Source organism: Rothia nasimurium (assembly GCF_928381705.1).
Classification (GTDB): domain Bacteria; phylum Actinomycetota; class Actinomycetes; order Actinomycetales; family Micrococcaceae; genus Rothia; species Rothia nasimurium_G.
Window position 1 is genome coordinate 144,836 of the sequence record NZ_CAKMSR010000007.1, and the last position, 11,215, is coordinate 156,050.

An 11,215-nucleotide genomic window follows, 5' to 3' on the forward strand; every position below is an offset into this window, starting at 1 on the left:
GAAATGATGGGTGAATACATGGACCAGCAGGTTCCTGAAACTATCGATCAGCGCTACGAGGTAGGGGCCGTTATCGGCTCCGGCGCCATGGCGACCGTCTACGAGGCGGTTGATACACGCCTGGGGCGCAAGGTTGCGCTCAAGGTTCTACGGACTGAGCATGCTCAGGACGTCATCTTCCGCGCCCGTTTTCAGCGCGAGGCAGAGGCCGTCGCGGCCCTCAACCACCGCTCTATCGTGGGTGTCTACGACACCGGCTCCTTCGATATTCAGGTAGGTAGCTCCGAGGTCTCTGTGCCCTTCATGGTCATGGAGCTGGTTCAGGGCACCACCCTGCGCGACGCTATGTCTCGCGGCGAGGTCGACCAGGCCCAGGCCCTAGCCTACGGTGTGCAGATTCTTGAGGCTCTCGATTACAGCCACAGCGCAGGTATCGTGCACCGCGATATCAAGCCCGCCAACGTCATGATTCTGCCCCAGACAGCAGAGGACCGTGAGCTGGGCGAGCCCGGTCAGATTAAGGTCATGGACTTCGGCATTGCCCGCGCCGCCGAAGAAGCCGGTGATGCCCTGACCAAGGCCAACACCGTCATGGGCACCGCCCGCTACATCTCCCCCGAACAGGCCCGCGGCGAGACCGTCGATGCCCGCAGCGATGTTTACTCAGCTGCCTGCGTGGTGTACGAGATGCTGGCAGGACGCTCCCCCTTCGACGCCCCCACCAACGTGGAACTGGCCGGTAAGCACCTGAGCGAGACTCCTCAGCCTCCCAGCGCCTTCGCCTCAGAAGAGGTCTCCCCGGCTCTCGACGCCGCTGTGCTCAAGGGCCTGGCCAAGAACCCTGCCAGCCGTTACCAGAGCGCCGGCGAATTCGCGTCCGCCCTCAAAGATGCCCAAAGCGGCATACTTACCGGTAGCGACCAGGACCCCACCGAAGCAACCACCGCTTTCGGTGCGGCTACCTTGGGCGCAGGCGCCGCAGCAGGCGCTGTCGCCGCCACTCCTCGCGAAACCGAAGAAGCCGGCATTGGCAGCTTCTTCGACAACGCCCAGTCTGAATACACCGACGAAGAACTCTACGGTTACGGCTACGGTCAGGACCCTGCTAAGGCCCGCAAAAAGCGCCGCCGCAGCGCCTGGAGCAAGGCTCTCACCACTATGCTCATCCTCCTGCTGGCAGCTTTCGGTGTAGGCTCTGTGCTCTACTACCAGGCCAAGCTCAACGAGGTTCCCGTGCACGTGGTTCCTGCGGTTCAGGGGCTCACCAAGGAAGAGGCTGAAACCCAGCTGCGTAACCTGAACTTCGCGCTCAAGTTCGAAGAAGAGCACTCCGACACCATTCCCAAGGGTTCAGTTATCAAGACCTCCCCCGTGACCGGCCTCGAAGCTGAAGAGGGCAGTGAGATCGTTGTGACGGTATCGTCCGGCCCGGCTGTACTGACCGTACCTGCCAACCTTGAGGGCCAGAGTGAACAGTACGTGCGTGAGACTCTCACGAACGCTGGCTTCGTGCCCGGCCGCACCACCACCGTCAACAGCCCCACCATCCCCGCGGGCATGGTTGTTGGTGTAACCCCCGGCTCCGGTGAACAGGCCGATGCCGGTGCGACCATCGATATCATTCTCTCCAACGGTAAGGTTAAGGTCCCCAGCCTGGTCGGCCTGAGCCGCGATGCCGCTATCGCAGCACTGACCGCATCAGATACCCTGCTGAGCACCAATATCGAAACCGTCACCACCACCGCCCAGCCCGCTGGCACCGTTATCTCACAGAGTGCCACTGCCGGAACCCTGATTGAGCAGGGTTCAACCGTGACTATTCGCGTGGCGGTTGCCCCTGTGGCAACCAGCGCCCCCAGTGCGGCAGCTACTACCGCACCGAGTGCAGCGGCTACGGCCCAGGCCACCCAGCCTGCCGCTACGGCCACTGCCCAGGCAACCCCGAGCGCAGCAGCGAGCGCAAGCGGTAACAACAACGACTAGGTCGTGCTCAACCTATAAGAAAGCCGCCCTCCCCACGTGGGGAGGGCGGCTTTCTTATAGGGGTTTTTGGGCTATCAAGCTGGTGTTAGGCTGCCGGTTCGATGAGGGGAGAGAGGGTCGCACCCAGGGCTGCGGCCCCTTCTAGGCCTACTTCTTCGAGCCAGTTACCAAGCATGAGGTAGCCACCTTCTGTAAGTACCGATTCGGGGTGGAACTGTACACCGTGCAGGGGGGCGGTAACGTGGCGCAGACCCATGATGATGCCGTTATCGGTGCTGGAAGTAACCTCTAGCTCAGCAGGCAGGGTGGCAGGTTCAACGGCGAGGGAGTGGTAGCGGGTGGCGGTGAAGGGGCTGGGCAGGCCTTTGAATACGGACTGGCCTGTGTGCACCAGCTGGGATGTCTTACCGTGCATGAGCTCGGGGGCGTGACCCACTACCCCGCCGAAGGCTTCGGCGAGGGCCTGGTGGCCCAGGCAGACGCCGAGCAGGGGCTTGTTAGCAGTCTTGGCCCATTTGATGACGTCGATGATGACGCCCGCTTCGGCAGGGTTGCCGGGGCCGGGTGAGACGAGCACGCCGTCGTGCTCTTGGGCGAGGGCGATGGTCTCGTCAAGAGTCAGTTCATCGTTACGGATGACGGTGGTTTCAGCGCCGAGCTGCTGGATATAACCGACCAGAGTAAAGACGAAGCTGTCGTAGTTATCGATGACGAGGATTTTGGTCATGGCACCTGCCCTTTCGTGATGGTGTCTTGATTCTATCGCACGGAGCGGGGCGGGCGTCCGGTGCTTATTGCTCTATGGTCACGTCGGTGTTGAAGGGGCTGTATTCGGCGAAGTGGGGGAAGACGTATTCCATGAGCAGGTAGACGGCGGCAGCTATGAGAGCAATGGCGATGATGATGCGCAGCCACAGGGGGCCGGGTAGGTGGCGGAAAATCCAGGCGTACATGGGGTTCCTTGGGGTGGACGGCGGTGGTTGGCTTTAGCCGGCGATAGCGGCGATTTCTTCGGGGGCGCCTGCTTCAGCTGGCTGCCAGCTGACGAATTCGGCGTGAACGATGTAGCGTTCGGTATCGCCGTAGCGGGGGTGGCAGCTGGTGAGGGTGAGTAGGCGGCGGTCTGCCTCGGCAAGGGGCGCTTCGGGCTGGTCGGGGTTAGGGGCGATGACCTCTATCTGGGTGGGGAGCACAATCTTGTGCTCGTAGACCCGGTAGGTGTAGTAGCCCTCGGCGGTGCGCACGTAGATGTTGTCGCCGTTTTGGAGCAGGTCGATATTATCGAGCACTGCACCGTTGGTTTGGCGGTGACCTGCTAGGGCGAAGTTGCCGTATTCGCCGGGCATCTGGCTGCTGGGGTAGCGCCCCAGGCCCAGGGTGTCGAGCACATCGGTACCTACGCCTTCGGCGAGGGGCCGGGCGTAATTTTGGCCCAGGCGGGGAATATAGACCACGCCGTAGGCCTGCCCGTAGGCGGGCGGGGCGGTAACCGGCGGATTAGCGGGGTCATAGTCGGGTACGACGTTTTCGGACGCCGCCCCCTCGGTGTTCTCTCCCTGGCCGGTGGTAGCGGGGCCGGGGCGTCCGCTGCCGCTGTTGAATTCTTGGATGAGACTGTCGACGGTCTGCTGCTGGGTGCGGTTGGCGTCGATATTGGTCCACCAGAGCTGCCAGGCAACGAACAGGAGCAAGATAAGACCCGCCGTGATCAGAAGTTCGCCGACGATTTGAATAACCCATTGCAGGGGGGTGCGGCTAGCAGGGGGACGCGCGCGGCGGCTAGCGGTGGGGGCTGCTGTGGTCACATCTCACCTCGGCGTGGGACGGTTGCGGGGGACTGTTTAATGTTAGAACTTTTTCAGGTAGTACGGTTAAAATCGTCTCTGACCGTATATTTTGTAAACTGCCGGGAGCGTGCTCCCCTACTGGAGGAAAAGTGGCTGAGTCGAAGTCTATTCGTGACGAGGATTTTGAAGAGGCGGAGCTACGCCGCGTTGCTGAGTCGATGTACAGCGACGATGACTTCCCGTCGCCGACCCCCCTCTGGTATCGCGTGATTATGTTCGCCATGATTGTGATTGGCGTGCTGTGGATTATTACCTTCTACATTTCCCAGTCGGTGTACCCGATTCCGGGTATCGGTAACTGGAATATCGGTATCGGCATTGGCTTCATGATGGTGGGTCTGGTTATGACCACCCGCTGGCGCTAGGGTGCCGCTGTGGCTGAGAAGAAACCTGAGACAACCAACCCCTCGAACTTAGCGCCGGTTGATCCGAACGAGACGCTGGAGCAGCGCGCCGATATTCGTGCCGCCCGGTTTGAGACCAAGCTGCGCCGGTGGGCGCTGTTTGGTGTGGTTGCCGCTGTGGCTATTTATTTTGTGTGGCAGGCGGTGGCGGGCTAAGGTGCCTGCGCTTCTGTCGTTTCCCCGTTACCGGCTTCCGGTAGCGGGGATTTTTGTGTGCGGTAGAGGGCAACCAGCACGGTAAGGGCTAGGAGCTCTACCAGGGTTTGGGTGAGTACCGCCAGGGGCATGAGGGCGGACGCCGGTTCGTCGGCTAGGGCGGTCGATAGGCCGAGGACCAGGGGCAGTATCACGAGGGCATTCCGTGTGACGGCTGAAAAGGTGAGGGCGACCCGCTCGGGTGCGGGTAGGGCCCTGCCCCAGCGTCGCAGGAGGGAGCTAGAAAGTAACCCCATACATATAGCGTATAGGGCATATAAGCAGGCCAGGGGCATAAGATACGAGGCGATCTGGGTGACGTGAACGGCATGAGCGGCCGGGGTGAGGGCAAGCACCAGCACCATCAGCGGCACCATTAAAACACTTGCTGCATCTTCAGAATATCCCTGCAGGTGCCCACCTACTCCCTGGATAAGGGCCGCGCCCAGCAGGGGGACTACCACCACCGCCAGGGCGGCTGCCAACTGCGGCAGGGCCTGCCAGAGGGTGCCGTCAGCCAGAAAATCCCCCCGCCAGATACCGGCGGAACGGAAGAGCAGAAGCCACAGGGGAATAAGGCACATCTGCGCCAGGAGCAGGAGCGGGGTGCACGACAGGAGGCGCACATGGGCGCCTCCCGCAAGACCGGTAAAGGTCACCACATAATCTACACAGGGTGCCAGGAGCACAAGTGCTGCGGTAAACACCAGAAGATCAGGCACCTGAGGCACAAACCGGTGAAGCCCCAGCAGAAGTAGCGCCACCACCAGGGGTGCCAGAAGAAAGTTGAGAGCCAGCAGGGTTTTAGTAAAACCGGTGAGCGCCCCGGGTTCCAAAAGGCCGCGGAGCGGAATCGTTAGGAAGGTGGCCAGGAGCAGCACACCAAGGGCCGGGGTAACCAGCGGCTGAGCAAGACCCGCAACCCCCGGCACAAAGGACGCCGCAAGCCCCACTGCCAGGGCAAGCAGGTAGAGCACCACCTGGTGTCTCTCCATGAAGCTGACCACGAGCGTCCTTTCCCTTAAAGCAACCTGCCCTCCCCTACTGTAAGGCAGGGAAGGGCAGGGCTACACAACACCTATCAGCTCGAGTTCAGCTGATTTTGCACCTTGGCTTGGGTATATGCCTCAAGCAGTGTGCTTTATCTCGTCAGCGTTCTCACGCTGGGAGTCTGATTACGCTTCGGGAGCGGTGAAGGCTACATCGAGGTTGATGACGACCTTATCTGAGACCAGCACGCCACCGGCTTCAACTGCGGCGTTCCAGGTGATGCCGAAGTCCTTGCGGGAGATGGTTGCTGAGACAGATGCGCCGGCGCGGGTAACACCGAAGGCGTCAACGACTGCACCGGTGAATTCGCCGGTGAAGGTGACGGGGCGGGTTTCGCCCTTGATGGTGAGGTTGCCTGCGATGGTCAGGTCTTCGCCGTCGAGGTCGAAGGAGGTTGATTCGAAGGTCATGGTGGCGTGGGCGTCTGCATCGAAGAAGTCTGCGCTGCGCAGGTGGCCGTCGCGATCAGCATTGTTGGTGTTAACAGATGCGATCTGTGCGGTTGCCTTGATGGTGGAGTCTGCGATGTTGTCAGCGATGACGAGCTGGGCCTCGACCTGTTCGAAGGTGCCGCGCACCTTGGTGATGCCTGCGTGGCGGACGGTGAAGCCTACCTCTGAGTGTGCTGAGTCGTAGTTCCAGGTGCCTGCGGTGAGTTCTGCCATGATTATGCCTTTCGAGCGGTACGGTTTGTTTTCAACAGTTATTACTTTACAAGTAAAGTTTTACTCGTGCAAGCTGTGCGGTAAAAAATTTTACAAAGAAAATTTTAGCCGGCGGGGCTATCGCAGCACCCCTTCGCCCGCGGCCGCAGCGTACACCCGTTCGCTCAGCCGGGCGAGCACGGGGGAGCTGATGTTCCAGTGCTGCCAGTAAAGTGGCACATCAACCGGCTGGGGGGCGAGCTCCACCAGGTCGCCGGAGGCAAGGGCGTCAAGGGCCTGTACCTCCGGCAGAATACCCCAGGCAATTCCTCCCAGGACAGCCCGCGCATAGTCGGGCGAGCTGGGCAGGTAGATGGTGGGCGAACTCTGCCAGGAGTCAGGCTCCACCGCGAAGCGGTCGAGCAGCAGACCCCGGGCGGACGCTAGCCCGAAGTCCTTTCGGTCAAACTCCACCACCGGCGCAAGTGCCAGCTGCTCGGCGGTGACCTGCGGGTAGGCGGGAAAGTAGCGCGCCAGGTAGTCGCGGGAGGCAACCACGCGGTAGCGGATATCGCCCAGCTTCTCAACGGAACAACCGGCGATAGGTTCGGGGCGCGATGTCAGGGCAGCCATCACTTCCCCAGATCGCAGCAGGGCGGACGAGTGGTACTCGGCTTCTCGGCGCACGTCGCAGAAGATACGGTCGCGGGCGGCCAGCTCTGCAACGGCCGAGAGAAACCAGGTGGCCAGGGAGTCGGCGTTGACGGCCACAGCTACACTCTGCCCCTCTTCGCTCCCGCCGAGTTCACGCTCCATTTCTGCGTGCAGGAATTCGCTTTGCCGGGCAATACGCAGGACGCTTTGCCCCGACTCTGTGGGGGCCACCGGATTGGTGCGCTTGAGGAGTACCCGCCCGGCCAGCTGTTCCATTGCCTTGACGCGTTGTGAGATGGCAGAGGCGCTGACGCCCAAAATATCGGCGGCTGCGTCGAAGGTGCCGTATTCAATGACGGTGACGAAGGTTTGGAGCTGGTCGGTCGTAAAGCGCATCATAAGAACATCTTATGCTATTGAAGTTTCATTAGATAGCTTTATGAATGCTGGTCACCTACGATAGATTCTCGTGACTATCGCAGAAATCCTCCCCCACGTACTCTTTGGCATCGGCACCTCGCTCTCACTCATTGTGGCTATCGGTGCCCAGAACGCCTATGTGCTCAAGCAGGGCATCATCGGCAAGTTTATCTGGCCCATTGCCATCTTCTGCATTCTTTCTGATGCCCTGCTCATCGGCTTGGGAGTGCTGGGAATCGGCTCCCTGGTGGACTCAGCCGCCTGGGTACTAGAGATTCTGCGCTGGGGCGGCGGGGCCTTCCTCGTCATCTACGGTGCCATGGCTGCGAAACGTGCCCTGCGGCCGTCCGCCATGAAGGTCACCAGCGAAGACTCCGGGCCGCAAACCCTGGGCAAGGCCCTGCTCATCGCTGCTGCCATGACCTACCTCAACCCCCATACCTACCTCGATACCTTTGTTCTCATTGGTGGCATTGCGGCACAGCAAGGCGACTACCGCTGGCTTTTCTACGCGGGCACGGTCACAGGTAGCGCTATCTGGTTTACCCTCCTGGCCTCGTGCAGCCGCTTCCTGCGTCCTGTTTTTGCCAACCCCCGTGCCTGGCGCGTGCTGGACGCCGGCATCGCCGCCCTCATGTTCTTCCTGGCCTACAAGGTCATGTTCGGGCACTAAGGCACCTGCCCGACCTGTAGGTAGGTATCTGAGGACTCGGTAGGGGCATCAGCGTCGTGGGTAACCACGACAACCAGATTATATTCAGCTATCTGCCGTATCTGCTGCCAGACCGCAGCACGGTGTCCGGAACCGATACCCGTGGTCGGCTCATCGAGCACGACAAGAGAATCTTGGGGCCCACGCAGGGTACGGACGAGCGCCACCCGCCTTGCTTCTCCGCCAGAAAGGGCGTTTCCCTCTCCAGCTATAGCATCACCAAATCTCCTACCACCCCGGGTGAAGTCTGGTAGTCCCAGCTCTCTGAGCATACGGTCTATATCTTCACCAGGTAGGGCACGATTTGCCTGAATCACCTGATAGGCAGTATCAAAAATCAGATTAGTACTCTGGGGCAAATACCGCACAGTCGAAAAGGTATCCAGTGACACTACTTCAGCATCAGCAACTGCGCGGAACCCTAGCAAGGCTTCAAGCAAACTGGTCTTGCCGGACCCGCTTTCTCCACATAGCCAGATAATTCCCCGCCTACGAGTAGCTATCAACTGACGAAGCTGACCTATCTCGATAGCTTCTTGCCCTAATTGAACCCCATTCCCTTGCACCGCTCGCAAGGCCTCTTCCTGCTTAGCCATAGCCACACCCAGCGAAGATAGGCCAAACCCTATATCCTGCACAGTTTGAATAGAATAAAGAGCCACTCCAATGAGAGCCACAAGACCGGAAATCACCATGTCCATTTCCTGGCCTTTATTAAGAGCTGCGTAGACACCCATAAGAACGGCTAGGAGTAAGGCTAGGAACAGGGTCTGCCCCAAATATAGGTTGCGCGTAGCTCGGTAGGACTGCACCCCGGCTTTTTCTACCACAATACGGCTTTTCTGATAGTTGCGACGTGTCTGACCATGTAGCCCAAAAATAGCGACTTCCCGCCAATAGGCCACATAGTTGCTGAGCACTCCAAAGTTTTTGAGAGCAGATGCGTAGAAAGCCCCCTGTACCTGCTGATGACGTTTAATAAGGGGCATACTCAGGACTATAAAGAGCACGAGGCTCAGGACATAAAGGATGCCTACCGGCCAGCCGCCGACAAAACTCAGGGCTATAGCTCCACTAGCAAGGACGCTCACTGCTGGCAGAAAAGCGAGAAGAAGGGTTCCTAATACCTCACGGAATGCACTCATATGACCGTCAATAGCGTAGGCCAGTTCTCCATCATCCTGCCGCGCACGAGCCGGACGTGAAGAACAATAGGTATGATTCAATGCCTCCAGAGCTATCTCAGTTTGAGCAGCCTGTTCGAGAGCTCCGTAGAGCGGATAAACCAAGTAGGTAAGCCCTCGGGATAAAAGCCAGAGCAGGCTGTAGCCCACAATCAGCAAAACCAAAGAGACAGGTTCGAAACCATCGAGAACCCAGATAAGGGCCACTCCGGGCATGGCAGAAACTACTACCCCTAGTGCTGGAGATAGCACTAAAGAGATTATTACTATCCAGGCATGCAAAGGGTTTACAGTATAAAACCGAGAAAAAGTAACAACGGAAAAACGCGAAAGAGAAATTAAAGTTTTCATTTTTACCTTCAAGACAACAAGCCGCCGCATATGGCGGCTTTAAAGAATCATGCTGTGTCTCTTTAGAAAGGCCTGCGCCATGGCGCACTTACCTTCCCGCTTATCTCTACAAGCGAGTTGATAGGATGGCGTCGAGCCTGAAGGCAAAAAATTATACGGTCATCGTTGACTTTCTGTATCTAGGAGAAAGCTAATCGACAAGCCTCCTCGTAGAGTCCATTCTGACAAACCTCTAGAGAAAAGGTCAACACCTTCTACTGCCGTGACGAGCCCGGTAGATATTTCGCACCATGACCGTGCGCCGCACCTGGCCGATGGCAGGCTCCAAGAACTCCTCCGCGTAGCGGGAATCCGTGCTAGTCTGCGCAGCAAAGTTAAGGGCAGCAAAAGCCCCCAGCACCATCGCAACCTTCACCAGAACGTCCGTAAACGGGAACTGCACACCCAACAGGGTCACCTTAGAGGCCTCAAAACCCAGCCAGCTCGTAATGGTGGCATCGGGGATAGCGATCGTGCCAAACCAAACAAAAAACAGAAAAACGACCCCGGCAAAAAGTACAGCCTGAATCATCTGCACCACAATCGGAAGAAGTACCAGGTTATTCCACTCGCCCCACCTAAAATCAGCCGGGCGGCCCAAGCCCGCAGCGGGCAAATTTTCAAGCTCCTGACGCCACCTGTCCCCAGCCTGCAGAGCAGCACCCGCGTACTCGGCGTCCGTAAACTCCTCCACCTTATCCCCTTTACGGGCACCCAGCAGTCGGCGGGTCTTCTCGGTTACTGTCGACGAAACAACCAGAAAGCTCAGCACCGTCAGGATAGCCACCACCTGCAGAGTACGCTGCATACTCAAAGCCGCCGCCACACGCCAGATATCGCCGTTCACAAAAAAGAAGAGCACGGCAATCATAAGCACCGGCAGCACCTTGACCACCATGCTTGAAAGAGCAGCCAACTCCTTCACAACCTGCCGAAGCGCCCAGTAGCACAGGGAATCCAAGCCCAGGTAAACAGCTAGGAGCGTAGCTCCCAGAATCCAGAGCACATCACCGGCAGCAAAGGCGTCAGCAACATCTGCCAGCCCTATCCAGCGGGCAGTCTGCGGCAGCATGGAGAAAGCCGCTAGAGGCAGAAGCAGCGCACCAATTAGGGTTTGGCGCCAGAAGGGCAGGGGCGCTAGTACACGCGATACCGCCCAGGGTACAACCAGAAGCAGAAGGGGCGGCACGAGGGCTAGGGCAATGAAGATGGGCGTCAGGACGCTGTCTGGCACGTCTACCGGCACACCTCCGTCCTGCGCCTCCACATCAAGTTGGGCTAGGCCCCACAGCAAAGCAAGGTAGGTGAAGGAAGAAACTATAAGCCAGGCAGAAAGCGGGGCAGAACGGGCGAGAGTCCATCGTGCACGCTCTCGCGCAGGGATAACCAGCGGGGCCCCGGCAGCTCTGAACCAGGTGTGTGCTTCTTGCTCGGTGAGTGTCATACTCTGATTCTACGGGCTAAGCTGGAGGGGTATTTTTAACCGCACAGTATATAAAATATTTGTTCTATTTTTATAAAAAGCAGTTTTTGGGCACAAAAAAGCGAGGGGTTCTAGAGCGTTAGCTCTAGAACCCCTCGCTGATTCAACCCAAGGGTTGTTATCTCAAAACCATACAGTGGACGCAAACAACAACAAACTCAGTCATAAAAGTGTAAGCCTTCGGACTATTAGTACCAGTCAACTCCACGGGCATTCCCCGCGTCCATACCTGGCCTATCAACCCCATCA

General features: G+C 58.7%; 12 protein-coding genes. 4 read left to right on the forward strand and 8 right to left on the reverse strand.

What is annotated here, in order from left to right; genetic code table 11:
• Nucleotides 1–18 precede the first annotated feature (18 nt).
• Complete coding sequence (gene pknB / locus L6762_RS07580) at nt 19–1,983, forward strand: Stk1 family PASTA domain-containing Ser/Thr kinase (RefSeq protein WP_237186448.1); 1,965 nt, start codon at nt 19–21, stop codon at nt 1,981–1,983.
• 85 nt (nt 1,984–2,068) lie between these two features.
• On the opposite strand, the gene L6762_RS07585 is transcribed toward pknB, so the two are convergent.
• From L6762_RS07585 to L6762_RS07595, 3 genes are all read right to left on the reverse strand, one after another.
• Nucleotides 2,069–2,710, reverse strand: coding sequence for an aminodeoxychorismate/anthranilate synthase component II (locus L6762_RS07585; protein WP_237186450.1), 642 nt, complete (start codon nt 2,708–2,710; stop codon nt 2,069–2,071).
• A 64-nt stretch (nt 2,711–2,774) separates the two neighbouring features.
• Complete coding sequence (locus L6762_RS07590) at nt 2,775–2,936, reverse strand: hypothetical protein (RefSeq protein ID WP_185173726.1); 162 nt, start codon at nt 2,934–2,936, stop codon at nt 2,775–2,777.
• Nucleotides 2,937–2,969: 33 nt separating this feature from the next.
• A complete protein-coding gene (locus tag L6762_RS07595) occupies nt 2,970–3,788 on the reverse strand; it encodes a class E sortase (RefSeq protein ID WP_237186452.1) in 819 nt (272 codons plus the stop codon).
• A gap of 131 nt (nt 3,789–3,919) precedes the next feature.
• Between L6762_RS07595 and L6762_RS07600 the strand changes: the two genes are divergently transcribed.
• Nucleotides 3,920–4,195 carry a cell division protein CrgA gene (locus L6762_RS07600; protein ID WP_237186461.1) on the forward strand — a complete coding sequence of 92 codons (276 nt, stop codon included), beginning with the start codon at nt 3,920–3,922 and terminating at the stop codon, nt 4,193–4,195.
• Between the two features lie 9 nt (nt 4,196–4,204).
• Nucleotides 4,205–4,390, forward strand: a complete 186-nt coding sequence (locus L6762_RS07605) for a long-chain fatty acid--CoA ligase (RefSeq protein ID WP_135012635.1) — start codon at nt 4,205–4,207, stop codon at nt 4,388–4,390.
• Here L6762_RS07605 and L6762_RS07610 read toward each other — a convergent pair.
• From L6762_RS07610 to L6762_RS07620, 3 genes are all read right to left on the reverse strand, one after another.
• Nucleotides 4,387–5,424 (reverse strand): arsenic resistance protein, encoded by a 1,038-nt coding sequence (locus L6762_RS07610; RefSeq protein ID WP_237186462.1) that lies wholly within the window; start codon nt 5,422–5,424, stop codon nt 4,387–4,389. The genes L6762_RS07605 and L6762_RS07610 overlap by 4 nt on opposite strands.
• A 180-nt stretch (nt 5,425–5,604) precedes the next feature.
• The gene (locus L6762_RS07615) at nt 5,605–6,144 is read right to left on the reverse strand and encodes a YceI family protein (RefSeq protein ID WP_237186464.1); all 540 of its coding nucleotides are present in this window, start codon (nt 6,142–6,144) and stop codon (nt 5,605–5,607) included.
• A 117-nt stretch (nt 6,145–6,261) separates the two neighbouring features.
• The gene (locus tag L6762_RS07620) at nt 6,262–7,176 is read right to left on the reverse strand and encodes a LysR family transcriptional regulator ArgP (protein WP_237186466.1); all 915 of its coding nucleotides are present in this window, start codon (nt 7,174–7,176) and stop codon (nt 6,262–6,264) included.
• A gap of 70 nt (nt 7,177–7,246) precedes the next feature.
• Here L6762_RS07620 and L6762_RS07625 point away from each other — a divergent pair, with 70 nt between their 5' ends.
• On the forward strand, nt 7,247–7,870 hold the full coding sequence (locus tag L6762_RS07625; RefSeq protein WP_237186468.1) for a LysE/ArgO family amino acid transporter: 624 nt from the start codon (nt 7,247–7,249) through the stop codon (nt 7,868–7,870).
• Here L6762_RS07625 and L6762_RS07630 read toward each other — a convergent pair.
• Both L6762_RS07630 and L6762_RS07635 read right to left on the reverse strand, forming a co-directional pair.
• Nucleotides 7,867–9,444: an ABC transporter ATP-binding protein gene (locus L6762_RS07630; RefSeq protein ID WP_237186470.1), complete on the reverse strand. Its 1,578-nt coding sequence runs from the start codon at nt 9,442–9,444 to the stop codon at nt 7,867–7,869. The genes L6762_RS07625 and L6762_RS07630 overlap by 4 nt on opposite strands.
• A 244-nt stretch (nt 9,445–9,688) precedes the next feature.
• Nucleotides 9,689–10,927: a hypothetical protein gene (locus L6762_RS07635; RefSeq protein ID WP_237186472.1), complete on the reverse strand. Its 1,239-nt coding sequence runs from the start codon at nt 10,925–10,927 to the stop codon at nt 9,689–9,691.
• Nucleotides 10,928–11,215 lie beyond the last annotated feature (288 nt).

Bases quoted from the DNA above. Each gene is read 5' to 3' on its own strand.
- L6762_RS07610 (WP_237186462.1), bottom strand. From the start codon at position 5,424: ATGGAGAGACACCAGGTGGTGCTCTACCTGCTTGCCCTGGCAGTGGGG.
- L6762_RS07590 (WP_185173726.1), bottom strand. From the start codon at position 2,936: ATGTACGCCTGGATTTTCCGCCACCTACCCGGCCCCCTGTGGCTGCGC.
- pknB (WP_237186448.1), top strand. From the start codon at position 19: ATGGACCAGCAGGTTCCTGAAACTATCGATCAGCGCTACGAGGTAGGG.
- L6762_RS07620 (WP_237186466.1), bottom strand. From the start codon at position 7,176: ATGATGCGCTTTACGACCGACCAGCTCCAAACCTTCGTCACCGTCATT.
- L6762_RS07630 (WP_237186470.1), bottom strand. From the start codon at position 9,444: ATGAAAACTTTAATTTCTCTTTCGCGTTTTTCCGTTGTTACTTTTTCT.
- L6762_RS07615 (WP_237186464.1), bottom strand. From the start codon at position 6,144: ATGGCAGAACTCACCGCAGGCACCTGGAACTACGACTCAGCACACTCA.
- L6762_RS07585 (WP_237186450.1), bottom strand. From the start codon at position 2,710: ATGACCAAAATCCTCGTCATCGATAACTACGACAGCTTCGTCTTTACT.
- L6762_RS07635 (WP_237186472.1), bottom strand. From the start codon at position 10,927: ATGACACTCACCGAGCAAGAAGCACACACCTGGTTCAGAGCTGCCGGG.